Origin of the sequence: Streptomyces sp. NPDC085596 (assembly GCF_044541565.1) — a bacterium.
Classification (GTDB): Bacteria; Actinomycetota; Actinomycetes; order Streptomycetales; family Streptomycetaceae; genus Streptomyces.
In genome coordinates this window covers 65,973-90,384 of record NZ_JBITTC010000007.1, presented here as the reverse complement: position 1 = coordinate 90,384, position 24,412 = coordinate 65,973, and the positions used below count along the sequence as shown (strand labels likewise).

Genomic DNA, 24,412 nt, shown 5'->3' with positions numbered 1-24,412 from the left:
GCGGGTTCTTCGTCGTTTCAGGAAGCGTCAGAGGTGCCGGCAGCGTCAGGGGTGCCGGACACGAGGTCGCCGTAGACGATGACGTTGTCCGGGCGGTGGCCGTTCTCGATGGCTCCGCCGCAGGTGATCAGGCGCAGTTCGGGGTGGGTCGTGTCGCCGTACACCTTGTTGGTGGGGAAGGCGTCCTTGTCGACCTGCTGCACCGTCCGGACGGCGAAGACGGCGTCCGAACCGTCGGCGCGTGCGACGGTGATCAGCGCGCCCTTCCTGATCTTCCCGACGTTCCGCAGCACGGCCGGGCCCTGCACCGTGTCGTAGTGGCCGATCAGGACGGCGGGGCCGGTTTCGCCGGGGGTGACGCCCTTGGAGTACCAGCCGATCCGGTCGGCCTGGGCGACGGAGGGGACTTCCACCGTGCCGTCGGCGGCGAGGCCCAGCTCCAGGATCGGGCCCGCGTCGACGCCCGCCGAGGGGATCGTGACGTGGACCGGGAGCGAACGGGCCATGGGAGAAGCCGACTTGACGGGTATGGCGGCGGATGTCGAGACGGGCTCGGGCGGTGGCGGGGCCGTGCGCTCGGCGCTGTCCGACGAGCCGCAGCCGGCCAGGGCGAGGCCGAGGGCGACGGTGAGCGTGGCGGTCATGAGGCGGCGGGCGGCGGGCGGTTGCATGAGGCTGACTCCAGGCGGAACGACGGGCGCGGGCCGCCGCTCATCAGGCGGCGGGCCCGCACCCGTGGGGGTGGCGTTTCAGATCCGGCCGGCGCCGGACATCCCTCGGCGGCGCAGGACGACGAAGCCGATGCCCGCGGCCCCGGCCGCCGCGGCTCCGCCGACCGCCATCAGCACCGGGGCGCCGTTCTCCGGGGCGCCCTCGTAGCCGGCGGCGACGCTGCCCTTCGGCACCACGGTGGTCTGGTTGGTCGAGGTGGTGCCGGTGTTGCTGGTCGTGGTGCCGCCGGTGCTGCCGGTGGAACCCGTCGAGCCGGTCGGGTAGGTGAAGCTGCATCCGCTGGGCAGCTTCGGGAAGTCCTGGACCGTCGCCGGGTGGCCGCCGCCCTCCATGTTGGTGCGCAGCCGCGGGTGGGTGCTGTTCGGGTCGAGGATCTCGGCGAGGAAGCCCGCGCTCGCCGAGAGCCTGGGGTGCAGGCGGTTCAGGTGGTACGGCATCAGCTTGGTCTCGCCCGCGCCCCGGAAGTCCACCGTCGGCCCCGAGGGGCTGATGGTCAGCAGGGCCTCGGTGCCCGCGCCGATGCTCCGCGTCACGGTGACGACGCACCTGACCGGGGTGACGGGGCCCTGGCCGCCCAGGTCCGACACGGAGGATATGCGGCCGTCCGCCCGCAGGGTCACCTTGAAGCCGTTGAAGACCTTGCTCTGCTGGGCGCCGAAGCCGCTCCCGGCGCGCAGCTCCCCGAGGGTCTTCCCCTTGGCGACAACGGTGGCCGAGTAGTAGTCGCCCTTGTCGGTGTGCTTGTAGACCCTGGCCGTCAGACCGCCCTTCAGCGCGACCGTGTTCATCAGGACGGGGCCCTGCTGCCCGTTGGGGCCGTCGTGCCCCTGGGACGGGGTGGGCGCCGCACTGGTGGGCGTCTGGACCGGGGCCGGAGTGCTGGGCTTGCCGGTCGCGGTCGGCGTGCCGGCCTGCGGGCTCGGCGTCGCGCCGTTCGCGGCGAACGCGGCACCGGCGGGCAGGAGGACGGTGGCGGCGAGAGAGGCGGCGACGAAGCCCGTACGGAGGGCGGAGTTGCGTCGGAAACCGAGCGAAGACATGAAGGACTCCTGAGGATGAAAAAGAACCCGATTGATGAGGAGGGGGAGTCGCATCCGCTCGCACTGTCAGGTGGGGCCGAAAGGCGCGGCAGCTACTGAGCTGATCGTATGTTCCGACTTTCGGCGGAGTGATCGCCGTCACGTCACAGGCGCGTCACAGGGAAAGTAGTGGCCTGCGCTGCGGCAACAGGCCACTGGGGCGGTCTACTTGACGCCGTCCGGCGCCTGGAGCGGCTTCGCGTAGCAGAGGCTGTTCTCGTGGTGGCGGTAGTAGCCGAACTTGGCGCACGGGGTGTAGCCGCTGGAGGTGTACAGGGCGATGGCCTCCGGCTGTTCGGTGCCGGTTTCCAGGACCATGCGGGTGCGGCCGGCCGCGCGGGCATCCGCTTCCAGTTCCGCGAGGATGCGGCGGGCCAGGCCGTGGCCGCGCATCTGCGCGATGACGAACATCCGCTTCAGTTCGGCGTCGCCGTCCTGGTTGCCCTCGTCGTTCAGGTCCTGGCCGCGCCAGCCGCCGGTGGCGACCGGGCGGTCCCGCTCGTCGTAGGCGATCAGATACACGCCTCTGGGCGGGGCGAAGTCCGCGGGGTCCAGGGTGGTGGCGTCGCCGCCGTCGCCGTAGCGCACGTGGTACTCGGCCTGGACCTCGTCGTTGAGCTTCACGGCGTCGGGGTGGTCGAAGCGAACGCGACGTATATTCATGCTGGGCATCGTACTTCTATGCGGTGAGTGGGCGTCGGACTCCACCAGTGTGCCGGTATCGTGCCCTGGTGCTGACTGTGACCTCGGTGAATGTGAACGGACTGCGGGCCGCCGCCAAGAAGGGCTTCGTGGAGTGGCTGGACCAGACCTCCGCGGACGTGGTCTGTCTGCAGGAGGTGCGCGCCGAGCCGCAGCAGCTGCCCGAGCGGGTGCGGCAGCCCGAGGGCTGGCATGTCGTGCACGCGCCCGCCGCCGCCAAGGGCCGCGCGGGCGTCTCCCTCTACACGCGCCGTGAGCCCGACCGCGTCCGGGTCGGCTTCGGCTCGGCGGAGTTCGACGGCTCGGGCCGCTATGTGGAGGCCGACCTGCCCGGTGTGACCGTCGCCTCGCTGTATCTGCCCTCGGGCGAGGTCGGCACCGAGCGGCAGGACGAGAAGGTCCGCTTCATGGGCGAGTTCCTGGCCCACCTCAAGGCGCTGCGCGAGCGGGCCGCCGCCGACGGCCGTGAGGTCCTGGTCTGTGGCGACTGGAACATCGCCCACCAGCAGGCCGACCTCAAGAACTGGCGCGGCAACATCAAGAACTCCGGCTTCCTGCCCGAGGAGCGGGAGTGGCTGAGCCAGGTGCTCGCCCCCGGGGACGGCGGCTACGTGGACGTCGTCCGCGCCCTGCACCCCGGCGTCGAGGGCCCGTACAGCTGGTGGTCCTACCGGGGCCGCGCCTTCGACAACGACTCCGGCTGGCGCATCGACTACCACCTGGCCACCCCCGGCCTCGCCGCGAAGGCGGTCAAGGGCTACGTGGAGCGCGCGGCCACCCACACCGAGCGCTGGTCCGACCACGCGCCCGTCACGGTGGTCTACGAGCGCTAGTCCAGCTTGCTCAAGCGCCGGTCCATGGCCAGGGACAGCTCCGCCTCCACCACGCTGCGGGCCAGCGGGCGCAGGCGGTGCAGGGTGTCCTCGGGGGCGTGGCGCTGGATCAGCTCGGCGAAGAGGGCCGCGAGGGCGTCCGCGTGCTCGCGGACCCGTGCCGCGGCCGTCAGTACCTCGGCCAGCGGGATGCCCTCGCGGACCAGCGCCGAGGAGACGTCCAGCAGACGGCGGCTGATGTGGACGATCTCGTCGCCGTCGGTGCCGACGTAACCGAGGTTCATCGCGGCCGCCAGGTTCTCCGGGGTGACGTCGCCCTCGAAGCGGGCCGCCAGCTCCTCCGGGGTCAGCCGGACCGGCTCCTCCTCGGTGGGCGGGGCGACGCCCAGCAGGTCGGCCACGTCCCGGCCGTGGTCCAGTGCCTCCGCCAGCTCGGCTATGCCGTTCAGGGTGTGCCCGCGCTCCAGCAGCGCCGCGATCGTGCGCAGCCGGGCCAGGTGGTGGTCGTCGTACCAGGCGATACGGCCCTCGCGGCGGGGCGGCGGGATCAGTCTGCGCTCGCGGTAGAAGCGCAGCGTGCGCACGGTGATCCCGGCGACGCTCGCCAGCTCCTCCATGCGGTACTCGCGCCCGCCGGTCTGCCCGCCGCTGTGTCCGCCGTCTTCTGCCACGCCCGCAGCCTATGGCGTACCCCCGGTAACTTTCCTTCCCGCGCCCCCTACCGCTCGGTACGGAGCTGCTCTACAGTCCCATTGCGCCAGTGTTCACTGGCAGAGTCCGAGGATGCGTGGAGGCGTCGGGATGGCCGAGCACGAGCATGTACGGGTGGCGGTGATCGGGTCCGGGTTCGGCGGACTGGGGGCCGCCGTGCGGCTGCGCCGGGAGGGGATCACCGACTTCGTCGTCCTGGAGCGGGCCGGCAGCGTCGGCGGGACCTGGCGGGACAACAGCTATCCCGGCTGCGCCTGCGACGTGCCGTCGCACCTGTACTCCTTCTCCTTCGCGCCCAACCCCGACTGGCCGCGCACCTTCTCCGGGCAGGAGCACATCCGCGCCTACCTGGAGCGCGTCGCCGACGACTTCGGGCTCCGCCCGCATCTGCGCTTCGACTCCGAGGTCAAGCTGATGACCTGGGACGCGGAGAACCTGCGCTGGAACATCGAGACCGCGAGCGGCTCCCTCACCGCCGACGTGGTGGTCTCCGCCACCGGCCCGCTGTCCGACCCGAAGATCCCCGCGATCCCGGGGATCGACTCCTTCCCCGGCCGGGTGTTCCACTCCGCCCGCTGGGACCACGACTACGACCTGCGTGGCAAGCGCGTCGCCATGGTCGGCACCGGCGCCTCCGCGATCCAGATCGTCCCCTCGATCCAGCCCGAGGTCGCAAAGCTGACCGTCTTCCAGCGCACCCCGCCCTGGGTGATGCCCCGCATGGACCGGGCCATCGGCACCGCCGAGCGCAGGCTGCACCAGGCGCTGCCCTTCACCGCGCGGCTGCGGCGCGGGCTGCTGTGGGGCATCCGGGAACTCCAGGTGCAGGCGTTCACCAAGCACCCCGACGAACTCGGCCTGGTCGAGCGGCTCGCCAAGCGCAACATGGCCCGCGCCATCAAGGACCCGGCCCTGCGCGCCAAGCTCACCCCGGACTACCGCATCGGCTGCAAGCGCATCCTGCTCTCCAGTACGTACTACCCCGCGCTGGCCCAGCCCAATGTGGACGTGGTCGCCAGCGGGGTCAGCGAGATCCGGGGCTCGACCGTGGTCGCGGCCGACGGCACCGAGACCGAGGTCGACGCGATCATCTTCGGCACCGGCTTCCACGTCACCGACATGCCCATCGCCGAGCGGGTGGTCGGCGCCGGGGGCGTCACGCTCGCCGAGGCGTGGAAGGGCGGGATGGCGGCGCTGCGCGGTGGTTCGGCGGCCGGGTTCCCGAACTGGCTGAGCGTGATCGGGCCCAACACCGGCCTGGGCAACTCCTCCATGATCCTCATGATCGAGTCCCAGCTGAACTACCTCGCCGACTACCTGCGCCAGCTCGACACCCTCGGCGGCCGCACCGCCCTGGACGCCCGCCCCGCCGCCGTCGACCGCTGGAACAAGCGGGTGCAGGAGCGGATGAAGCGCACCGTCTGGAACACCGGCGGCTGCACCAGCTGGTACCTGGACGCCAGTGGCCGCAACACCACCGTCTGGCCCGGCACCACCACCGAGTTCCGCCAGGCCACCCGCCGCGTGGACCTCACCGAGTACGAGGTGCTGCGCAAGCCGGCGCCCGAGAAGCAGGCCCCCGTCCGGAGCGAGGCCACCGCATGAGCCGCACCCTGGAGGCCGCCTCCACCAGCGGCGCCCGCCTGCACGTCGAGGTGCACGGCCCCGAGGACGCCCCGCCGGTCGTCCTCTCCCACGGCTGGACCTGCTCGACCGCCTTCTGGGCCGCGCAGATGCGGGAGCTGGCCCGCGACCACCGGGTCATCGCCTATGACCAGCGCGGGCATGGCCTGAGCCCGTACAGCCCGGTCTGCTCCACCGACGCGCTCGCCGACGACCTCGAAGCGGTGCTCGCCGCCACCCTGGCGCGCGGCGAACGCGCCCTGATCGTCGGCCACTCCATGGGCGGCATGACGATCATGGCCGCCGCGAACCGCCCCCGCTTCCAGGAGCACGCGGCCGCCGCGCTGCTGTGCAGCACCGGCAGCGGACGGCTGACCGCCGAGGCGCGCGTGGTGCCGCTGCGCGCCGGACGGGCCCGCACCTGGCTCACCGGGCACATCCTCGGCTCGTCCCTGCCGCTCGGACCGGTCACACCCCTGGCGAAGAAGATCCTCAAGTACGCGACCATGGGCCCCGGTTCGGCCCCGCACATGGTGGACGCGTGCGCCCGGATCGTGCACGCCTGCCCGCGCGCCGCCCGGCACGCCTGGGGCGGAGTGCTGGACCGGCTCGATCTCGACCACGGTGTACGGCAGTTGACCGTACCCACCGCCGTGCTGCACGGCACCGCCGACCGGCTCACCCCCTCGGCGCACGCCCGCGCGCTCGTGGCCGAGCTGCCCAACTGCATCGGTCTCACCGAGCTGTTCGGGATCGGTCACATGACCCCGGTGGAGGCGCCGGAAGCGGTGACCGGCCGGATACGGGAACTCGTCACCACGTACGTCACGGGGAGCATCCCCGTCACCCTGGAGGAGGGCGCATGAGCAGGGTCGGTCTCGAAGGACAGGTGGCCGTCGTCACCGGTGCGGCACGCGGTGTCGGGGAGCTGCTCGCCCGCAAGCTCTCCGCGCGCGGCGCCAAGGTGGCCCTGGTCGGGCTGGAGGAGGACGAGCTGAAGGCCGTCTCCGAGCGGCTGTACGGCGAGAGTGCCTACTGGTACGCCGATGTCACCGACCACGAGGCGATGGGCCGGGTCGCCGCCGAGGTGAAGGAGCGGTTCGGCAAGGTCGACATCGTGGTGGCCAACGCCGGTGTGGCGAGCGGCGGTCCGTTCGCCGACTCCGACCCGGTGGCCTGGCGGCGGGTGATCGAGGTCAACCTCATCGGCTCGGCCGTCACCGCCCGTGCCTTCCTGCCGGTGCTCACCGAGAGCCGCGGCTACCTCCTCCAGATCGCCTCCCTCGCCGCGATCACCCCGGCGCCGATGATGACGGCGTACTGCGCCTCCAAGTCGGGCGTGGAGGCGTACGCGCACAGCCTGCGCGGCGAAGTCGGCTATCTGGGCGTGCGGGTGGGTGTCGCCTACCTGTCCTGGACCGACACCGACATGGTGCGCGGCGCCGACCAGGACGACGTGATGCGGGAGTTGAGGCAGCGGCTGCCGTGGCCGTCGAACAAGACGTACCCGCTGGGCCCGGCCGTCGACCGGCTGGTGGACGGGATCGAGCGGCGCTCCGCGCATGTGTACGGGCAGTGGTGGCTGCGCGGGATGCAGGGCGTACGCGGCTACCTCCCGGCGCTCATCGGCACCGTCGGACAGCGCGAGATGCGCCGGTACGCGGACCGGCTGACCGGCATGCGCTCGGGGCTGGTGGGCGCGGGCGGTGCGGCCGACGAAGCGGCCCGCGCTACGCAGCGTAACTGATCGACATGCGGAGGGTGTTCGCCCGTGTGAATCTGGTCGAGGCCCCACCGAGGGCCGCAACCGTCTCACCAGGGATGTGAACCCACATGGGTATGAAGGACCAGTTCCAGGAGAAGTCCCGCAAGATGCAGGACCAGGCCAAGGAGAAGGCCGGCCAGGCCCGCGAGAAGGCCGGCCAGCGCGGCCAGCAGGAGCGCGGTCAGCAGGAGCGCGCCCACCAGCCCCAGCGTGACCGCGCCGAGGGCGGGGCGCGCGAGGTGGAGGACCGCTTCGACCCGGACCACACCGCCTGACGCGGCAGATCCGGCGTAAGCCACGCGGCGGGGCACCCGGCACGTCCGGGCGCCCCGCCCCGGCGCACGATCAGGCGCTCAGCACCACCAGTCGCTGGGTCGCGCGGGTCATCGCCACATAGCGGTCCACCGCGCCCTCGATGCCGTCGCCGAAGGCTTCCGGGTCCACCAGGACGACCAGATCGAACTCCAGCCCCTTCGCCAGTTCCGGCGTCAGCGACCGGACGCGGGGGCGCTCCTCGAACGCGGGATCGCCGATGACACAGGCGGTCCCTTCGGCGTTCTCGGCCAGCCAGTCGTGCAGCACGGAGTCCAGGTCCGACACCGGGCCGTACGTGACCGGGATGCCGTTCGCGCGGACGGAGGTCGGTACGTTGGCGTCCGGGAGGGCGGCGCGGATCACCGGCTCCGCCTCCGCCATCACCTCTTCCGGGGTGCGGTAGTTGATGCTCAGCGAGGCCACCTCGACCCGGCCGAGGCCGACCCGCGCGAGCCGCTCCCGCCACGACTCGGTGAAGCCGTGCCGGGCCTGGGCACGGTCGCCCACGATGGTGAAGCTGCGGGACGGGCAGCGCAGCAGCAGCATCTGCCACTCGGCGTCGGTCAGCTCCTGTGCCTCGTCCACGACGATGTGCGCGAACGGTCCGGCGAGCGCGTCCGCTTCGATGGCGGGCAGCGCGTCCTCGTCGACCAGGCTCTCCCTGAGGTCCTGGCCGTGCAGCATGGTCACCGCGCCCTCGCCGTCGGGGTCGGCCGCGATCACACTGTCGATGACGACGGCCATGCGCTCCCGCTCGACGGCCACCGTGGCGGCCTGTCGGCGCTTCTTCCGCGAGGTCTCCGGGTCCCCGAGCCGCTGCCGGGCCGCGTCCAGCAGCGGCAGGTCGGACACCGTCCACGCCTGGGGGTCGGCGCGGCGCAGCAGGCGCACCTCGTCGGGGGTGAGCCAGGGGGCGCACATCCGCAGGTAGGCCGGCACCGTCCACAGGTCACCGACGAGGTCGGCCGCTTCGAGCAGGGGCCAGGCGCGCCGGAGGGTGCCGGTCAGCTCGCTGTCGGCGGCCAGGGCCCGGCGGAACAGCTTGGGCGGGACCTCCTCCTTGAGCTGGTCCTGGAGGATCGTGACCAGCGCCTCCCAGATCAGGTCGCGGGCGTCGTTGTGCGGTACGCCCGCCTCCGCGGCCTCGAACGCCTCGGCCCAGTCGGCGGCGGTCAGGTGCAGCTCGGCCCAGGGGGTGGTGATGGTCATGGGCTCGGTGGGCGGGGTCTCGTAGAAGCGCACCGCCTTCTCGATCGCCTTCACCAGCTCCGCCGACGACTTCAGCCGGGCCACCTCCGGATCGGTCTCGACGCCGGCCCCGGCGCCCTCCGCGACCAGGTCCCGCACGGTGCAGGTGCGTACCCCCTCCTCGCCGAGGCTGGGCAGTACGTCGGCGACGTAGTTCAGGTACGGCTGGTGCGGGCCGACGAACAGCACACCGCCCCGGCGGTGCCCGAGGAGCGGGTCGGAGTGGAGCAGGTAGGCGGAGCGGTGCAGGGCGACGACGGTCTTGCCGGTGCCGGGGCCGCCGTCCACCACGAGGGCGCCGCGCGAGGAGGCCCGGATGATGGCGTCCTGGTCGGACTGGATGGTGGCCAGCACGTCCCGCATCCGCTCCGAGCGGTTGCCGCCCAGGGTGGCGATGAACGCGGACTGGTCGTCCAGCGCCGCGTGGTTCTCCAGGCCGTCGGCGGTGAACACCTCGTCCCAGTAGTCGGTGATCCGGCCGCGCGTCCAGCGGTAGCGGCGGCGGCTGGCCAGACCCATCGGGTGGGCGTGGGTCGCGGCGAAGAACGGTTCGGCGGCGGGGGAGCGCCAGTCGATCAGCAGGCGGCGGCCGGTGCTGTCGGTGAGGCCGAGGCGTCCGATGTACATCGGTGCCGCGTTCTCCGCGTCGTCGGCGTGGACGATGCGGCCCAGGCACAGGTCGAGGCCGAAGCGGCGAAGAGCCCGCAACTGGGCGGTCAGCCGGTGGATCTCCAGATCCCGCTCCAGCACCTCCCGGCCCGCCCCGCCGGGCGCCCGGCGCAGGCGATCGAGGTTCTCGGAGAGTTCGGCGATGGTCTGCTCCAGGCTCGCGGCGATGTCCGCGAAGTGCCGCTCGTCAGCGGCGATCAGTGCCGGGTCGGCCTTCGCGGCGAGCCGGGCGGGCAGCTCGAACGCGCGGGACTCGGGCGCGGACTCGAGCACGGGACGCGCACACATGTCGTGGATCACTCATTTCCGCAGGTTCTGGGCTTGACCAGCGATTCTGCGCCATGAGGGGGGCCTTGCCGCAAGGCCCCCCTTGCGCTATACGTTGTAAGTGGCGGGGAGTGTGCACACCTCCGGCCTCACCCCTCTTCGCGCGGCGGCAGCTTGGGCCGCGAGCGGTCCGGTACGTCGCTGTAGTCGGGCGGTACCGCGGCCGGGGTCGTCTCCAGCATGTCGAGCGCCAGCCCCACCGCGTCGTCGAGCTGGGCGTAGCGGCCCTCGGCCCAGTCCAGCGGGGTGCGCAGCGCCTCCAGGTCCGGGGTGACGCCCCGGTTCTCCACCGACCAGCCGTACTCGTCGAACCAGGCCGCGTTCATCGGCACCGTGATGACGGTGCCGTCCCCGAGCCGGTGCCGACCGGTCATGCCGACGACCCCGCCCCAGGTGCGCTGCCCGACCACCGGGCCGAGCCCGAGCAGCTTGAACGCGGCGGTGATCATGTCGCCGTCGGAGGACGTCGCCTCGTCCGCGAGCGCCACGACCGGCCCGCGCGGCGCGTTGGAGGCGTACGACACCGGCTGCTCGTTCCGGGTGAGGTCCCAGCCGAGGATGGTCCGGGTCAGCTTCTCCATCACCAGCTCGCTGATGTGCCCGCCCGCGTTGCCGCGCACGTCCACGATCAGCGCCGGCCGGGACACCTCAAGCCGCAGATCCCGGTTGAACTGGGCCCAGCCGGAGCCGCCCATGTCGGGGATGTGCAGATAGCCGCACTTTCCACCGCTCAACTCCCGTACCACCTCGCGCCGTTTGGCCACCCAGTCCTGGTAGCGCAGCGGCCGCTCGTCGATCAGCGGGACCACGGCGACCCGGCGGGCGGGACCCGGCTCGCCCGCCGGCGGGGTGAAGGTGAGGTCGACGGTGGTGCCGCCGGAGCCCGCGAGCAGCGGGTACGGCCCGGTCACCGGGTCCACCGGACGCCCGTTGACGTGGGTCAGCACGGCGCCCTCGCGGATGCCGGTGCCGGCCAGCGGGGAACGGGCGCGGGAGTCGGAGGAGTCGCCGTCCAGGATGCGGGCGACCATCCAGGAGCCGTCCCGGCACACGAAGTTGGCGCCCAGCAGGCCCTGGCGGCGCTGGTAGTGCGGCGGGCCCTCGTTGCGCCGGGCCGGGGTGACATAGGCGTGCGACGTGCCCAGTTCGCCGAGGACTTCACGCATCAGGTCGGCGAACTCGTCGGGGGAGGTGACCCGTTCGACCAGCGGGCGGTACTGCTCCAGGATCGCCGCCCAGTCGATCCCGCACATGCCGGGGTCCCAGAAGTAGTCCCGGATGATCCGGCCGCCCTCGGAGTACGCGCCCCGCCACTCGGCGGCCGGGTCCACCTCGTGCAGGATGCGGCGCAGGTCTATCCAGACCGTGCTGTCGCTGTCGCCGGGCTCGGTGGCCGGCACCGCGCGCAGGTCGCCCTCGTCCACCACGACCAGCCGGGTGCCGTCGCCGCTCACCTCGAACCAGTCGAGATGGCCGACCAGTTCGGACTTCTTCGCCTTGCTGATGTTGAAGTGCTCCAGCGTGGGCCGGCCGCTGATGTCGGCCGGGTTGACGAAGGTCTCGCCCAGCGCGCCGGAGATCGGCCAGCGCAGCCAGACCAGCCCGCCGCCCGCGACCGGGCGCAGCGCCGAGTACTTGGAGGACATCACCGGGAACGGCGTGACCCGGTTCTCCAGCCCCTCCACCTCCACGGTCACCGTGCCGCCCTCGCCGGACCCCGCCTCCAGCGGATCGAGCCCGCCCGCGGCCGGACGCCCCTCGGGATTGAGCGCGAACGGGGAGGGCGTGGCCGAGTTCAGCGGGACCAGGTAGGGGCGGCAGCCGAGCGGGAAGGACAGGTCGCCGGTGTGCACGTCGTACACCGGGTCGAAGCCGCGCCAGGAGAGGAAGGCGAGGTAGCGGCCGTCGCTGGTGAAGACGGGGTTCTCGTCCTCGAAGCGGCCGTTGGTGACGTCCACGACCATCCGGTCCTTGATGCGGGCCAGCTTGATCTGGCGCAGGGAGCGGCCGATGCCGGGGTGGGACCAGGTGAGCCAGGCGCCGTCGGGGGAGAAGGCGAGGTCGCGGACGGGCCCGTTGTCGGAGCGGATCAGCTCGGTGACGGTGCCCGGCTCCGGGCCCTTGGTGCCCGCTGTGTCTTCGGTGTTCTCGGTGTTCTCGGCCACGTCGATCAGCAGCAGCCTGCCGTCGTTGGAGGCGACGGCCAGGCGCTCGCCCTCCGGGTCGGAGACCAGCTCCAGCACCCGGCCGAGCCTGCCCTCGCCGAGCAGCCGGGGCTCGCGGCCGCCGGTGGCGCGGGGGAGCTGGGCGATGGCGACCGCGTCGTCGCCCTCGGCGTCGGTGACGTAGGCGAGCTGCCCGGTCGAGCCCAGCATCTCCGGCAGGCGCACCCGGACGCCGGGGGTGTCGGCGATGGTGCGGGCGGGGCCGTCGCGGTGGGTGAGCCAGTACAGGCTGCCCCGGACGGTGACCGCGCTGGCCCGGCCGGTCTCGTCCACGGAGAGGCCGTCCACGTTGTGCGCGGCGGGTACCTGGTAGGGGCGGCGGCCGGGGGCGGAGCCGCCCAGGTCGATGTCCAGCTTGCGCGAGGTGCCGGTGGGGGAGAAGTCGTCCACGATCCAGATGTCACCGGCGCACTGGTAGACGACCCGCTCGCCGTCGGTCGAGGCGTGCCGGGCGTAGAAGGCGTCGTGGTCGGTGTGGCGGCGCAGGTCGGTGCCGTCGGGGGCGACGGAGTAGAGGTTGCCGATGCCCTCGTGGTCGGAGAGGAAGGCGATGCGTCCGGCGACGAACATCGGGGAGGCCAGCTGGCCGTCGATGTCCTCCAGCAGCCGCTGCCCCTGGAGCCACAGCCGTCCCATGGCGCCGCCCCGGTACCGCTTCCAGGACGCCGGTTCGTGCGGGGGCGTCCCGGTGAGCAGCAGCGTCTGGTGCTCACCGGCCACGTCCGCGACCTGGATGTCACCGACCGGGCCCCAGGGCAGGCGTCCGCCGGGGCCGCCGTCCGTGCCGATCTTGTGGGCCCAGGTGAAGTAGGAGAAGGGCTGCCCGTGCGAGGCGACGGCCAGGATGTCGCTGTTCCCGTGCTGGTCCGGGGGCGTCCAGCCGCTCACCTGGGTGTCGGCGCTGCCCCAGTACGTCAGCTGCCGCGCGGGGCCGCCGGCCACGTCCACGAGGTGGATCTCGGGCACCAGGCTGCGCCAGCTGGTGAAGGCGATCTGCTTGCCGTCGGGCGAGAAGCGGGGGTGTCCGGCCTTGGTGCGGTCCGCGGTGAGCCGCCAGGGGCGGCCCGGTTCGTCGAGCGGCGCCAGCCAGAGGTCGTCCTCGGCCACGAAGCACAGCAGATCGTCGCTGATGTGGGGAAGCCGCAGATAGCTCACCTATCCATGCTTTTCCGGCGCGAGGGGCACAGCAACTCGTGCGGCCCGGCACCCCGTGACGCAGGACACGCCCCGGGCCCGTACGAAACCGTTTCGTTTCGCAGATGGCTGGGGTACCTTCATCCTGTACGGAGTCCCGCACGGGAGCCGTGTCAGTCGAAGCGGGAGAGGTGAGGCGGATGACCGATGCCGCCACCGCACGTCGCAGCAGGATCACGCCCGAGCGCGCGGCCGAGCTGTACGAGGCGGTCCTCGACCTGCTCCGCGAGGTCGGCTACGACGCCCTCACCATGGACGCCGTCGCCGCTCGCACCCGCTCCAGCAAGGCCACGCTCTACCGCCAGTGGGGCGGCAAGGCCGAACTGGTCGCCAGGGCGATCCGGCACAGCAAACCCGGCCGGATCTCCGACGTGGACACCGGCTCGCTGCGCGGTGACTTCCACGCGGTCGTCGGCCACGAGGACGACTGCGCCATGGAGCAGAACAGCGCCCTGATGCGGGGCCTGGCCATGGCCGTCCACAACAACCCCGACCTGCTCGCGGCCTTCCGGGAGCAGCTCGTCGAGCCCGAGATGACCGCACTGCGCGCGATGGTCGGACGGGCCGTGGACCGGGGCGAGGTGGCCCCGGACAACCCGGCGCTGCCGTTCGTGGTGCACATGATGATCGGCGCGTTCGCCACCCGGGCGCTCATCGACGAGCAGCCGCCCACGCAGGACTTCCTGCGCTCCTACATCGACGCCGTGGTCCTCCCCGCCCTCGGCGTCCCCACCAGCTGACCCACCTCTCCCCGCAAGCCCACCACCTGACGTCACCGCTCACGTCGCCGGGCTGACCACCCCTGCCCAGACGCTTTTCACGACCTGACCGGGAGTACGCCCTCGTGGCCACGTATCTCTATAAACTCGGCCGATTCGCCTTCCGGCGACGGCACTTCGTCGCCCTGCTGTGGGTCGCGCTGCTCACCCTCGCCGGGGTGGGCGCGGCCTCCGCGCCGCCCGCCGGGAACTCGTCCTTCTCCATCCCCGGCACCGAGGCGCAGCGCGCCTTCGACCTGCTGGAACAGCGCTACCCCGGCATGAGCGCCGACGGCGCCACCGCCCGCGTCGTCTTCAAGGCCCCCGAGGGCCAGAAGATGACCGACGCCGGCAACAAGGCGGCCGTCCAGAAGACCGTCAAGGAGCTGGGCTCCGGCTCCGAGGTCGCCTCCGTCGCCGACCCGTACACCGGGCAGGCGGTCAGCCGGGACGGCACCATCGCCTACGCCTCGGTGAAGTACAAGGTCTCCGGGATGGAGCTGGAGGACTCCTCCCGTGACGCCCTCAAGGAGAGCGCCGGGCACGCCCGGGACGCGGGGCTGACCGTCGAGATCGGCGGCGACGCGCTCACCACCGCGCCCGAGACCGGGTCCAGCGAGGTCATCGGCATCGCCATCGCGGCCGTCGTCCTCGTCATCACCTTCGGCTCGCTCATCGCGGCCGGGCTGCCGCTGCTCACCGCGATCATCGGTGTCGGCATCGGTGTCTCCACGATCGCCGCGCTCGCCAACCCGCTCGACCTGGGCTCCACCACCTCCACCCTGGCCACGATGATCGGCCTCGCGGTCGGCATCGACTACGCCCTCTTCATCGTCTCCCGCTACCGCGCCGAACTGGCCGAGGGCCGCGAGCGCGAGGAGGCCGCGGGCCGGGCCGTGGGCACGGCGGGCTCGGCGGTGGTGTTCGCGGGCCTGACCGTCGTCATCGCGCTGGTCGGACTCTCCGTCGTCAACATCCCGATGCTGACCAAGATGGGCGTCGCCGCCGCGGGCACGGTCGCCATCGCCGTGCTGATCGCGCTCACCCTGATCCCGGCGCTGCTCGGATACGCGGGCCGTACGGTCAAGCCGGCCGGGGAGAAGAGCAAGCTGCTCGGCGGGGGACGCGCCGCGAAGAAGTCCGGACGCCCCAACATGGGTACCCGCTGGGCGAGTTTCGTGGTCCGGCGCCCGGTCGCCGTGCTGCTGCTCGGGGTCGTCGGCCTCGGTGCCGCCGCCGTCCCGGCCGCCTCGCTCGAACTGGGCCTGCCCGACGACGGCTCCCAGCCCGTCTCCACCACCCAGCGCCGCGCCTACGACCTGCTCTCCGACGGCTTCGGCCCCGGCTTCAACGGCCCGCTGATGGTCGTGGTCGACGCGAAGGGGAGCGACGACTCCAAGGCCGCGTTCGCCAAGGTCGGCGACGAGATCAAGGGCCTGAAGGACGTCGTCACGGTCACCCCGCCGACGCCCAACAAGGCGGGCGACACCGCGATCATCACCGTCGTACCGAAGTCCCAGCCGTCCTCGGCCACCACCGAGAACCTGGTGCACGCGATCCGGGGCAAGAGCGCTTCGATCGCCTCCGCGACGGACGCGACGCTGCTGGTCACCGGGGCGACGGCGATGAACATCGACGTCTCGCAGAAGCTGAACGACGCGCTGCTGCCGTACCTCGCCCTGGTCGTCGGCCTCGCCTTCCTGCTGCTGATCGTGGTGTTCCGCTCGATCCTGGTCCCGCTGAAGGCGGCCCTCGGCTTCCTGCTCAGCGTGCTCGCCGCCCTCGGCGCGGTCGTCGCGGTCTTCCAGTGGGGCTGGCTGTCCGGCCTGATGAACGTCGAGCAGACCGGGCCGGTCATGTCGATGATGCCGATCTTCATGGTCGGCGTGGTCTTCGGACTCGCCATGGACTACGAGGTGTTCCTCGTGACCCGGATACGTGAGGCGTACGTCCACGGGGAGAACCCCGGCCAGGCGGTCGTCACCGGCTTCCGCTACAGCGCCCGCGTCGTCACCGCCGCCGCCGTCATCATGATCGCCGTCTTCTCCGGCTTCATCGGCTCCAGCGAGTCGATGATCAAGATGATCGGCTTCGGCCTGGCCATCGCCGTCTTCTTCGACGCCTTCATCGTCCGCATGGCCATCGTCCCGGCCGTCCTGGCCCTCCTCGGCCGCCGCGCCTGGTGGCTCCCGGCCTGGCTCGACCGCGCCCTGCCCAACGTGGACGTCGAGGGCGAGGGCCTGCGCACGCAGTCCGACCCGGACGAGGACCGCGAACTGGTCCGCGCCTGAGGGTGTTCGACGGCGGACGGCCGGTGGGGCGAGTGCCTCACCGGCCGTCCGCCGTCATCCGGTCTTCTCGAGCGCCTCGAAGATGTCCGCGTCCGTCTCCTGGTGCCAGAGAGGCAGGTCGGGCCACTCGGCGATCTGGGCGGGCTCGGGGTCGGTGCACTGTTCGCTCACCTCGGTGGCCCAGCAGATGGCGACGAAGCGGCCCTTCTGCTCGCGGGACAGCTTGGCGGCGGTGCCCTCGCTGACTTCCATCAGGCCCTGGATGCGGGACGCGACCACTCCCGCGACCTCCCGCTCCCACTGCGGGACGTCCTCCCACGGGGTGACGAATCCAGGCTCGGGCTCACCGGGAAAGTGGCGGCGGACCCCGGCGATCCAGGCTTCCCGGAACAGTCGAGCGCCCTCGATCCGATTCATGCTCCGCAGCTTAGGGGGGTTGCTTCGCTCAGGTCAGTGACTCCGTGCAACTGGCCGGGTTTGTTCGGGTGATGGCGGCCGGGCGGCCCGGACCAACCCCTTGCACAGGCCACGCAGTGATCCGTTAGCGTGCCGGGTATGACGACGACTGGTCCTGACCGGTGACGCCGCTCGTCACCGCCGCCGTACTGCTGGCCGCGTTCACCCATGCCGGGTGGAACGCCATCGCGCACCGGATCACCGACAAGCTGACCGGGTTCACGCTCATCGCCGGGGGCGGCCTGGTCGTCGGGCTGGTGATGGCGCTGTTCGCTCCGCTGCCGGCCGGGCCCGCCTGGCCGTATCTGCTGATCTCCGCCGGGGTGCATGTCGCGTACTACGCGCTGCTCATGACCTCCTTCCGGCTCGGGGACTTCGGGCAGGCGTACCCGATCGCGCGCGGTACCGCGCCGCTCGTCGTGACCGTGCTGGCCGCGCTGTTCGCGCACGAGGTGCCCGGCGGCTGGGCGGCGGCCGGGGTCGCCGTGTCGTGCGTCGGGCTGACCGGGGTGAGCCTGTGGGGGCTGCGGGGGCGCCGGCCGGACTGGAGGGCCATCGGCGCCGCCGTCGCCACCGGCCTCACCATCGCCGTGTACACCGTGCTCGACGGCATCGGCGTACGGCACGCGGACACCCCGCTCGGGTACATCGCCTGGCTGATGGCCGCCCAGGGCGCCTTCATCCCCGCCTACATGTACGTCCGCGTACGCGGCGACATGGTCCGCCGGCTCAAGCCGTACGCCGCGCTCGGCCTCATCGGCGCGGTCCTCTCCGTCGCCGCGTACGCCCTGGTCCTCTGGGCCCAGACCCGAGCCCCGCTCGCCCCCGTCGCCGCCCTCCGCGAATCCTCGATCATCGTCGGCGCGGCCATCGGAGCCCTGTTCTTCAAGGAACGCTTCGGCGCTCCGCGCATCGCGGCGGCGGGGCTGCTGGTGGTGGGAATCGGGCTGATGCTGCACGCGGGGTGAAGCCGGCCCTGTCGGCCCGCTGTCGGGGCTGTCGGGTGGGTGTCGGTGGGGTGTCGGGTCGGGTTGGGACGTTGGGGGTGCCGGTCGGGTGAGTGCTCGGCGGGAGACCTTCAGCGAGGAGAAGCCATGTCCCACCACGTCACGATCATCGGTGCCGGTCTCGGCGGGCTGACGCTGGCCCGGGTGCTGCATGTGCACGGGATGGCGGCCACCGTGTACGAGGCGGAGGCGTCGCCGGCCGCGCGTACGCAGGGCGGGCTGCTCGACATCCATGACTACAACGGGCAACTGGCGGTCGAGGCGGCCGGGTTGATGGAGGAGTTCCGGGCCATCGTCCTGGAGGGCCGCCAGGCGATGCGGTTCTTCGACCGGGACGGCACCCTGCTGTTCGACAAGGCCGACGACGGCACCGGCGGCCGGCCGGAGGTGGAGCGCGGTGAGCTGCGGCGGATGCTGCTGGACTCGCTCCCGGAGGGCACCGTCCACTGGGGCCACAAGGTCAGCGGCGCCCGCACCCTGGCCGACGGCAGCCACGAGGTGACCTTCACGAACGGCACCTCCGTCACGACCGACCTCCTCGTCGGCGCGGACGGCGCCTGGTCGCGGGTCCGGCCGCTGCTCTCCGACGCGGTCCCGGAGTACGCCGGCGAGGCGTTCGTCGAGACCTACCTCTTCGACGTCGAGACCCGGCACCCCGCCGTCGCCAAGATGGTCGGCGGCGGGATGTTCGGCGCGGTCGACCCGGACGGGGACGGGCGGTGGATCGGGGCGCACCGTGAGAAGGGGGAGACCGTCCACGCCTACGTCACGCTCACCAGGCCCCTGGACTGGTTCGCGGACATCGACTTCACCGACCTCGCCGGGTCGACCGCCAGGGTCGCGGCGGAGTTCGAGGGCTGGGCGCCGGAGTTCACCACCCTCATCACCGGGTCCGACACCGCCCCGCTCCTGCGCCCCCACTTCACGCTGCCCATCGGCCACCGCTGGGACCGCGTACCCGGCGTGACCCTGGTCGGCGACGCCGCCCACCTCTCCGTCCCCAACGGGGAGGGCGCCAACCTCGCCATGCTGGACGGCGCCGAACTCGGCGAGGCGCTCGCCGCGCACCCCGGCGACACCGAGGCCGCGCTCGCCGCGTACGAGCGGGTGCTGTTCCCGCGCAGCGCCGACGCCGCCGCCGAGGCCCACCACAAGCCCACGTCCGAGGAACTGATCGAATTCTTCACGCAGGACGAGCAGGCCCGCTGAGCCACGGCGGGCCGGGCGGGGTTTGCGGGCAGGATGGGGGCGAGGGGCATGATCGACGACGCCTCGGCGAGAGCCCCGACGACACCTCGAAGAGAAGGAGCGCCACCGTATGACCGCCACCGACCGGCCGACCGTCGCCGTGCTGGGCACCGGCATCATGGGCGCCGCCATGGCCCGCAACCTCGCCGCCGCCGGGCTCCCCGTACGCGCCTGGAACCGCACCCGCGCCAAGGCCGAGCCGCTGGCGGAGGACGGCGTCCGGGTCACCGGCACGCCCGCCGAGGCGGTCGAGGGCGCGGACGTGGTGCTGACCATGCTGTACGACGGCGACACCGTGCTGGACGTGATGCGCGAGGCCGCGCCCGCGCTGCGCCCCGGCACGCTGTGGGTGCAGAGCACCACCGCCGGCACCGAACTCACCGGCCGCCTCGCCGCCTTCGCCCGCGAACACGGCCTGGAGTTCTACGACGCCCCCGTCCTCGGCACCCGCAAGCCCGCCGAGGACGGCCAGCTCACCGTGCTGGCCGCCGGGCCCGAGGCGGGCCGGAGCACCCTCGCGCCGGTCCTCGACGCGGTCGGCTCCCGCACGGTGTGGACCGGCGAGGACGGCGCGGAGGGCAGCGCCAGCAGGCTCAAGCTGGTCGCCAACAACTGGGTGCTCGCGGTCACCGCGGCCACCGGGGAGGTGCTGGCCCTCGCCCAGGCCCTCGGCGTCGACCCGCGCTCGTTCTTCGACCTGATCGAGGGCGGCCCGCTGGACATGGGCTATCTGCGGGCCAAGTCCGCGCTGGTACTGGACGGCCGGCTGTCCCCGGCCTCCTTCGCCGTGGCCACCGCCGAGAAGGACGCCCGGCTGATCGTGGCCGCCGCCGAGCGGGGCGGTGTCCGCCTCGACCTGGCCGAGGCGACCGCCGACCGCTTCGCCCGCGCCGCCTCCCAGGGCCACGCCGACGAGGACATGGCAGCGGCGTACTTCGCCAGCTTCGAGGAGAAGACGGCGGACTGAACACCACCGGACACCACCGGCCGACATGAACTTCACCGCACGCGAGCGCACCCTGGAAGCAGGGAAACGGTGGTTTTCGGAGGTGGTCGTGGTGATGCACAACTCTGTGGGTTGGCACATCGAGCTGGAGTTCGAGGAGGACGACCAGCACACACGCGCGGTGGCACTGGTGCGGCTGCCGGACGGCAGTGAGGTACGGGCGCACGGGCACGCCACCCGGCACCGTGTCGACGCCAACCAGCCGAGGGTCGGCGAGGAGATCGCGGGCGCCCGCGCCCTGAACGAACTGGCCATGCGCCTGCTGACCAAGGCGCACGAGGAGATCGACGAGGACTCCGGGCGCATCTCGCACGCGATCCACGTGTGATCGAGGTCAGCCCAGCGAACTCCGTACCGCCCGCACCAGCGCCTGCGCCCTCGGGTCCGCCGTCACTCCGGTGCGGAAGCCGTTGGTGACGTAGCCGAAGGCGATGCCGGACCCGGGGTCGGCGAAGCCGAGGGCGCCGCCCCGGCCGGGGTGGCCGAAGGAGCCGGGGGAGAGCAGCGGGGACGCGGGGCCGTGGAGCATGAAGCCGAGGCCGAACCGGGTGCCGACCACGAGCACCCGGTCCGGCCCCGCCGACGCCTCTGCGCGGGCTAGCTCCATCGTCTCGGGGGTGAACAGCCGCGTACCTCCGTCCACTTCACCGATGAGGGACGCGTACACACGGGCCAGCCCGTCCGCCGTGGCGATGCCGTTGGAGGCGGGGAGGGCGGCCGACCGGTAGCCGGGCGCGTTCTCGTCCGGCAGCGGGGTGATCGCGGCGAAGGCGCGCCGGGTCAGTGAGGACGGGTCGGCGTAGGCATCGGCCACGGCTCGCTTGGGCCGTACCTTCAGCGCACCGGCCGCCTCGGGCGCGGAAACGGGCCCCACCCGGCCCACCCGCGCCTGCTCCGAAGCGGGCAGCCCCAGCCACACGTCCGCCCCGGCCGGCGCCGCGATCTCGGCCGCGATGAACTCGCCCACCGGGCGCCCGGTGACGCGCCGCACCAGTTCTCCGGTGAGCCAGCTGTAGGTCTGCGCGTGGTAGCCGTGGTCCGTGCCCGGCTCCCACATCGGCGCCTGCGCGGCGACGGCCGCCGCGCCGAGGTCCGGGTCGGCGGCCTCCTCCGGCGTCAGCGGCCGGTCCAGCACCGGCACACCCGCCCGGTGGGCGAGCAGATCGCGGACGAGGGTGCGCTCCTTGCCCGCCGCCTTGAACTCGGGCCAGTACGCGCCCACCGGGGCGTCCAGGTCCAGCAGACCCCGCTGGTGCAGCAGCAGGAGCGCGGCGGCGGCAACGCCCTTGGTCGCGGAGCGCACGATCTGCGCGGTGCCCCGCTCCCAGGGGACGGAACCGTCGACATCACGGGTGCCCGCCCACAGGTCCACGACCCGGTGCCCGTCCCGGTACACGGCGACGGCCGCGCCCCGCTCCCCGAGCCGGGCGAAGTTCGCCGCGAACGCCTCCCCGACCGGCTCGAAGCCCTCGGCCACCGTGCCGTTCACACGCACATCCACGCCGTATCCCTTTCCTCGCCCGCGCTCACGAGTGAAACACGGCCGTACGGCCTTGGATTCCTCGGCCCCGAAAGGACCCGACGGCCGAGAACTCCTACGCGTCCAATGCCACCGTGCGCGGATCGAACCCGAACGGCAGCTCCAGCCGGTGTGCCCGCATCAGCGCCTCGTCGGAGAGCAGCTTGCCGGTGGGACCGTCGGCCGCGATCACCCCGTCGCTGAGGATCAGCGCGCGCGGGCACAGCTCCAGCGCGTAGGGCAGGTCGTGCGTGACCATGAGGACCGTCACGTCCAACGAGCGCAGGATGTCGGCCAGTTCGCGCCGGGAGGCGGGGTCCAGGTTGGAGGAGGGTTCGTCGAGGACGAGGATCTCCGGCCGCATCGCCAGTACGGTCGCCACCGCGACCCGGCGCCGCTGCCCGAAGGAGAGATGGTGCGGGGGCCGGTCGGCGAAGTCCGCCATGCCCACCTGCTCCAGCGCGGTCCGCACCCGCTCTTCCAGTGCCGCCCCCTTCAGCCCGGCCGCCGCCGGTCCGAACGCCACGTCCTCGCGCACGGTCGGCATGAAGAGCTGGTCGTCGGGGTCCTGGAAGACGATGCCGACCTTCTGCCGGATCTCGGCCATGTGCCGCTTGCCGACCGGCAGTCCGGCCACGGTGACCGTGCCGGTGCCGCCGGACAGGATGCCGTTCAGGTGCAGCACGAGCGTGGTCTTGCCCGCGCCGTTCGGCCCGAGCAGCGCGACCCGTTCGCCGCGCGGGACGGTGAAGTCGACGCCGAACAGGGCCTGGTGGCCGTCGGGGTAGGCGAAGGCGAGGCCGGAGACTTCCAGCGACAGCGATGCGGTACTCACAGGAACCATCCCAGCAGACAGACGACGAGGGCGGAGCAGGGCAGGGCCAGGGCGCGCAGCCACTGGTCACGGGTGGCGGTGACCTCGTCGATGACCGGCATCGACCCGGCGTAGCCCCGGCTCACCATGGCCAGATGGACCCGCTCCCCGCGCTCGTAGGAGCGGATGAACAGCGCGCCCGCCGACTTGGCGAGCACCCCCCACTGCCGTACCCCCCGCGCCTCGAAGCCGCGCGACTCGCGGGCGATCCGCATCCGGCGCATCTCGTCGGTGATGACGTCGCCGTAGCGGATCATGAAGGAGGCGATCTGCACCAGCAGCGGCGGCAGCTTCAGCCGCTGGAGTCCGAGCAGCAGCTCGCGCAGGTCGGTGGTGGCGGCGAGCAGGACCGAGGCGGCGACGCCCAGGGTGCCCTTGGCGAGCACGTTCCAGGCGCCCCACAGGCCGTTGACGCTGAGCGAGAGGCCGAGGACCTGTACCCGCTCGCCCTCCGCGACGAACGGCATGAGCACCGCGAACGCGACGAACGGCACCTCGATCAGCAGCCGCTTCAGCAGGAAGCCGGCGGGCACCCGCGCCCGGTACGCGACGCAGCCCAGCAGCAGCGCGTACACCCCGAACGCCCACATCGCCTCGCGCGGGGTGGAGACCACCACCACGACGAAGGCGAAGACCGCCGCCAGCTTGGTGTGCGGAGGCAGCCGGTGCACGGGCGAGTGCCCGTGCCGATAGAGCTTGTGAGCTCCCCCAAGCTCTCGGCTTCGCTCGAGCAGGGAGGTACCCCCATCGGCGCCCATGTCAGACGCTCGTGTTCGCGGGAGAGGCGTCGTGGTCGCGGCGCCTGCGCACCGCCCAGAAGACCGCGCTGCCCGCGACGACGGTGACGCCGACGCCGATCACGCCCGCGAGACCGCCGGAGAGCCGGGCGTCGGAGACGTCCCGGACGCCGTAGTCGGCCAGCGGGGAGTCCGACGAGTGGTGCGGCTCGGTCTTCTTGTCGATGCCCTCGTCGTGCGCGACCTTCTCCAGACCGTCCGGGTTGGCGGAGGCGTAGAAGCTGACGAACCCGGCGAGGACCAGGGACGTCACCAGGCCGGTGATCCACAGGGTGCGCCGGGAGGTGCGCGCGACGGCCGGGGACGGGGCCGGGGTCTCGGCGGGCGCGTCCACCAGCTCGCCGTTCACCCGCAGCTGGAGCTTCTGCCGGAGCCCACGCGCGCCGTAGACCAGGTCGGGGCGGACCGCGACGACCGCGGCCACGGTGAGCGAGGTGATCACGGCCTCGCCGATACCGATCAGCACATGGACACCGATCATCGCGGTGGCCACCTTGGCGAGGGACACGTCGGTGGTGCCGCCGACGGCGTAGATCAGGGTGAAGACGACGGCCGCCGCCGGTACGGAGAGCAGCGCGGCGACGAAGGAGGCGGCGGTGATCGTGCGCCGGGAGCGGGGCAGCACCGCGAGCAGACCCCGGAAGACGGCGTACGCGACCACGGTCGTGACGATCGCCATGTCCGTGATGTTCACGCCGAGCGCGGTCAGCCCGCCGTCCGCGAACAGCACACCCTGCATGAGCAGCACGACCGACACGCACAGCACGGCCGTATAGGGGCCGACGAGTATCGCGGCCAGCGCACCGCCCAGCAGATGGCCGCTTGTTCCGGCGGCCACGGGGAAGTTGAGCATCTGTACGGCGAAGATGAACGCGGCGACCAGGCCGGCCAGCGGTGCCGTGCGCTCATCCAGTTCGCGGCGTGCGCCGCGCAGGCTCACCGCGAGGGCGCCTGCGGCGACCACCCCGGTGACAGCGGAGGTGGGGGCGTCGATGAATCCGTCAGGTACATGCACGATTCGATTTTAGTCGCT

The 24,412-nt window shown here is 72.2% G+C and carries 21 protein-coding genes and 1 pseudogene; 11 read left to right on the top strand and 11 right to left on the bottom strand.

Annotated elements, in window-relative coordinates; translation table 11 throughout:
• Positions 1-17 precede the first annotated feature (17 nt).
• From ACIGA3_RS21100 to ACIGA3_RS21090, 3 genes are all read right to left on the bottom strand, one after another.
• The gene (locus ACIGA3_RS21100; protein WP_399717791.1) at positions 18-671 is read right to left on the bottom strand and encodes a class F sortase; all 654 of its coding nucleotides are present in this window, start codon (positions 669-671) and stop codon (positions 18-20) included.
• Positions 672-749: 78 nt separating this feature from the next.
• Positions 750-1,772, bottom strand: coding sequence for a hypothetical protein (locus ACIGA3_RS21095; protein ID WP_399717789.1), 1,023 nt, complete (start codon positions 1,770-1,772; stop codon positions 750-752).
• A 204-nt stretch (positions 1,773-1,976) separates the two neighbouring features.
• On the bottom strand, positions 1,977-2,474 hold the full coding sequence (locus ACIGA3_RS21090; RefSeq protein WP_399717788.1) for a GNAT family N-acetyltransferase: 498 nt from the start codon (positions 2,472-2,474) through the stop codon (positions 1,977-1,979).
• A gap of 68 nt (positions 2,475-2,542) precedes the next feature.
• Here ACIGA3_RS21090 and ACIGA3_RS21085 point away from each other — a divergent pair, with 68 nt between their 5' ends.
• Entirely contained in the window at positions 2,543-3,346 is an 804-nt protein-coding gene (locus tag ACIGA3_RS21085; protein WP_399717786.1) for an exodeoxyribonuclease III, read from the top strand.
• Here the strand turns inward: ACIGA3_RS21085 and ACIGA3_RS21080 are convergent.
• On the bottom strand, positions 3,343-3,963 hold the full coding sequence (locus ACIGA3_RS21080) for a MerR family transcriptional regulator (RefSeq protein WP_399718513.1): 621 nt from the start codon (positions 3,961-3,963) through the stop codon (positions 3,343-3,345). The genes ACIGA3_RS21085 and ACIGA3_RS21080 overlap by 4 nt on opposite strands.
• Before the next feature lie 184 nt (positions 3,964-4,147).
• Here ACIGA3_RS21080 and ACIGA3_RS21075 point away from each other — a divergent pair, with 184 nt between their 5' ends.
• The 4 genes from ACIGA3_RS21075 (at position 4,148) to ACIGA3_RS21060 (ending at position 7,720) form a co-directional block, all read left to right on the top strand.
• Positions 4,148-5,662 carry a flavin-containing monooxygenase gene (locus tag ACIGA3_RS21075; protein ID WP_399717784.1) on the top strand — a complete coding sequence of 505 codons (1,515 nt, stop codon included), beginning with the start codon at positions 4,148-4,150 and terminating at the stop codon, positions 5,660-5,662.
• Positions 5,659-6,546, top strand: coding sequence for an alpha/beta fold hydrolase (locus ACIGA3_RS21070; protein WP_399717782.1), 888 nt, complete (start codon positions 5,659-5,661; stop codon positions 6,544-6,546). The genes ACIGA3_RS21075 and ACIGA3_RS21070 overlap by 4 nt, the downstream gene beginning before the upstream one ends.
• Positions 6,543-7,427 carry an SDR family oxidoreductase gene (locus ACIGA3_RS21065; RefSeq protein WP_399717779.1) on the top strand — a complete coding sequence of 295 codons (885 nt, stop codon included), beginning with the start codon at positions 6,543-6,545 and terminating at the stop codon, positions 7,425-7,427. Before ACIGA3_RS21070 ends, ACIGA3_RS21065 begins: the two co-directional genes overlap by 4 nt.
• A gap of 86 nt (positions 7,428-7,513) precedes the next feature.
• Positions 7,514-7,720, top strand: a complete 207-nt coding sequence (locus ACIGA3_RS21060; protein ID WP_399717777.1) for a hypothetical protein — start codon at positions 7,514-7,516, stop codon at positions 7,718-7,720.
• A gap of 70 nt (positions 7,721-7,790) precedes the next feature.
• Here the strand turns inward: ACIGA3_RS21060 and helR are convergent, their stop codons facing one another.
• The gene (gene helR, locus ACIGA3_RS21055; protein WP_399717774.1) at positions 7,791-9,965 is read right to left on the bottom strand and encodes an RNA polymerase recycling motor ATPase HelR; all 2,175 of its coding nucleotides are present in this window, start codon (positions 9,963-9,965) and stop codon (positions 7,791-7,793) included.
• A 128-nt stretch (positions 9,966-10,093) separates the two neighbouring features.
• Positions 10,094-13,384, bottom strand: a complete 3,291-nt coding sequence (locus tag ACIGA3_RS21050; RefSeq protein ID WP_399717771.1) for a S41 family peptidase — start codon at positions 13,382-13,384, stop codon at positions 10,094-10,096.
• Between the two features lie 179 nt (positions 13,385-13,563).
• Between ACIGA3_RS21050 and ACIGA3_RS21045 the strand changes: the two genes are divergently transcribed.
• Together ACIGA3_RS21045 and ACIGA3_RS21040 are read left to right on the top strand one after the other, a co-directional pair.
• Complete coding sequence (locus ACIGA3_RS21045; protein ID WP_399717768.1) at positions 13,564-14,163, top strand: TetR/AcrR family transcriptional regulator; 600 nt, start codon at positions 13,564-13,566, stop codon at positions 14,161-14,163.
• Positions 14,164-14,267: 104 nt separating this feature from the next.
• Positions 14,268-16,472 (top strand): MMPL family transporter, encoded by a 2,205-nt coding sequence (locus tag ACIGA3_RS21040; RefSeq protein ID WP_399717765.1) that lies wholly within the window; start codon positions 14,268-14,270, stop codon positions 16,470-16,472.
• A 54-nt stretch (positions 16,473-16,526) separates the two neighbouring features.
• Here ACIGA3_RS21040 and ACIGA3_RS21035 read toward each other — a convergent pair whose 3' ends face one another.
• On the bottom strand, positions 16,527-16,889 hold the full coding sequence (locus ACIGA3_RS21035; protein WP_399717764.1) for a hypothetical protein: 363 nt from the start codon (positions 16,887-16,889) through the stop codon (positions 16,527-16,529).
• Between the two features lie 161 nt (positions 16,890-17,050).
• Between ACIGA3_RS21035 and ACIGA3_RS21030 the strand changes: the two genes are divergently transcribed.
• The 4 genes and pseudogenes from ACIGA3_RS21030 to ACIGA3_RS21015 all read left to right on the top strand — a co-directional run bounded on the left by ACIGA3_RS21030 (position 17,051) and on the right by ACIGA3_RS21015 (position 20,517).
• Positions 17,051-17,896, top strand: a complete 846-nt coding sequence (locus tag ACIGA3_RS21030) for an EamA family transporter (RefSeq protein WP_399717762.1) — start codon at positions 17,051-17,053, stop codon at positions 17,894-17,896.
• A 126-nt stretch (positions 17,897-18,022) separates the two neighbouring features.
• Positions 18,023-19,144: an FAD-dependent oxidoreductase gene (locus ACIGA3_RS21025; protein WP_399717760.1), complete on the top strand. Its 1,122-nt coding sequence runs from the start codon at positions 18,023-18,025 to the stop codon at positions 19,142-19,144.
• 85 nt (positions 19,145-19,229) lie between these two features.
• A pseudogene (locus ACIGA3_RS21020) lies at positions 19,230-20,150 on the top strand (NAD(P)-dependent oxidoreductase); the annotation flags it as partial.
• A gap of 91 nt (positions 20,151-20,241) precedes the next feature.
• The gene (locus tag ACIGA3_RS21015; RefSeq protein WP_399717759.1) at positions 20,242-20,517 is read left to right on the top strand and encodes a DUF1876 domain-containing protein; all 276 of its coding nucleotides are present in this window, start codon (positions 20,242-20,244) and stop codon (positions 20,515-20,517) included.
• 6 nt (positions 20,518-20,523) lie between these two features.
• On the opposite strand, the gene ACIGA3_RS21010 is transcribed toward ACIGA3_RS21015, so the two are convergent.
• The 4 genes from ACIGA3_RS21010 to ACIGA3_RS20995 form a co-directional block, all read right to left on the bottom strand.
• Positions 20,524-21,684, bottom strand: a complete 1,161-nt coding sequence (locus ACIGA3_RS21010; RefSeq protein WP_399718511.1) for a serine hydrolase domain-containing protein — start codon at positions 21,682-21,684, stop codon at positions 20,524-20,526.
• A gap of 100 nt (positions 21,685-21,784) precedes the next feature.
• Positions 21,785-22,552 carry an energy-coupling factor ABC transporter ATP-binding protein gene (locus tag ACIGA3_RS21005; RefSeq protein ID WP_399717757.1) on the bottom strand — a complete coding sequence of 256 codons (768 nt, stop codon included), beginning with the start codon at positions 22,550-22,552 and terminating at the stop codon, positions 21,785-21,787.
• The gene (gene cbiQ / locus ACIGA3_RS21000; RefSeq protein ID WP_399717755.1) at positions 22,540-23,340 is read right to left on the bottom strand and encodes a cobalt ECF transporter T component CbiQ; all 801 of its coding nucleotides are present in this window, start codon (positions 23,338-23,340) and stop codon (positions 22,540-22,542) included. Before cbiQ ends, ACIGA3_RS21005 begins: the two co-directional genes overlap by 13 nt.
• A gap of 1 nt (position 23,341) precedes the next feature.
• Complete coding sequence (locus ACIGA3_RS20995; RefSeq protein WP_399717752.1) at positions 23,342-24,394, bottom strand: energy-coupling factor ABC transporter permease; 1,053 nt, start codon at positions 24,392-24,394, stop codon at positions 23,342-23,344.
• Positions 24,395-24,412: the final 18 nt, after the last annotated feature.

Excerpts from the sequence above, each read along its gene's own strand:
- ACIGA3_RS21005 (WP_399717757.1), bottom strand. The coding sequence starts at position 22,552 with ATGGTTCCTGTGAGTACCGCATCGCTGTCGCTGGAAGTCTCCGGCCTC.
- helR (WP_399717774.1), bottom strand. The coding sequence starts at position 9,965 with ATGTGTGCGCGTCCCGTGCTCGAGTCCGCGCCCGAGTCCCGCGCGTTC.
- ACIGA3_RS21065 (WP_399717779.1), top strand. The coding sequence starts at position 6,543 with ATGAGCAGGGTCGGTCTCGAAGGACAGGTGGCCGTCGTCACCGGTGCG.
- ACIGA3_RS21100 (WP_399717791.1), bottom strand. The coding sequence starts at position 671 with ATGCAACCGCCCGCCGCCCGCCGCCTCATGACCGCCACGCTCACCGTC.
- ACIGA3_RS21060 (WP_399717777.1), top strand. The coding sequence starts at position 7,514 with ATGGGTATGAAGGACCAGTTCCAGGAGAAGTCCCGCAAGATGCAGGAC.
- cbiQ (WP_399717755.1), bottom strand. The coding sequence starts at position 23,340 with ATGGGCGCCGATGGGGGTACCTCCCTGCTCGAGCGAAGCCGAGAGCTT.
- ACIGA3_RS21080 (WP_399718513.1), bottom strand. The coding sequence starts at position 3,963 with ATGGAGGAGCTGGCGAGCGTCGCCGGGATCACCGTGCGCACGCTGCGC.
- ACIGA3_RS21075 (WP_399717784.1), top strand. The coding sequence starts at position 4,148 with ATGGCCGAGCACGAGCATGTACGGGTGGCGGTGATCGGGTCCGGGTTC.
- ACIGA3_RS21035 (WP_399717764.1), bottom strand. The coding sequence starts at position 16,889 with ATGAATCGGATCGAGGGCGCTCGACTGTTCCGGGAAGCCTGGATCGCC.
- ACIGA3_RS21070 (WP_399717782.1), top strand. The coding sequence starts at position 5,659 with ATGAGCCGCACCCTGGAGGCCGCCTCCACCAGCGGCGCCCGCCTGCAC.
- ACIGA3_RS21025 (WP_399717760.1), top strand. The coding sequence starts at position 18,023 with ATGTCCCACCACGTCACGATCATCGGTGCCGGTCTCGGCGGGCTGACG.
- ACIGA3_RS21045 (WP_399717768.1), top strand. The coding sequence starts at position 13,564 with ATGACCGATGCCGCCACCGCACGTCGCAGCAGGATCACGCCCGAGCGC.
- ACIGA3_RS21095 (WP_399717789.1), bottom strand. The coding sequence starts at position 1,772 with ATGTCTTCGCTCGGTTTCCGACGCAACTCCGCCCTCCGTACGGGCTTC.
- ACIGA3_RS21090 (WP_399717788.1), bottom strand. The coding sequence starts at position 2,474 with ATGAATATACGTCGCGTTCGCTTCGACCACCCCGACGCCGTGAAGCTC.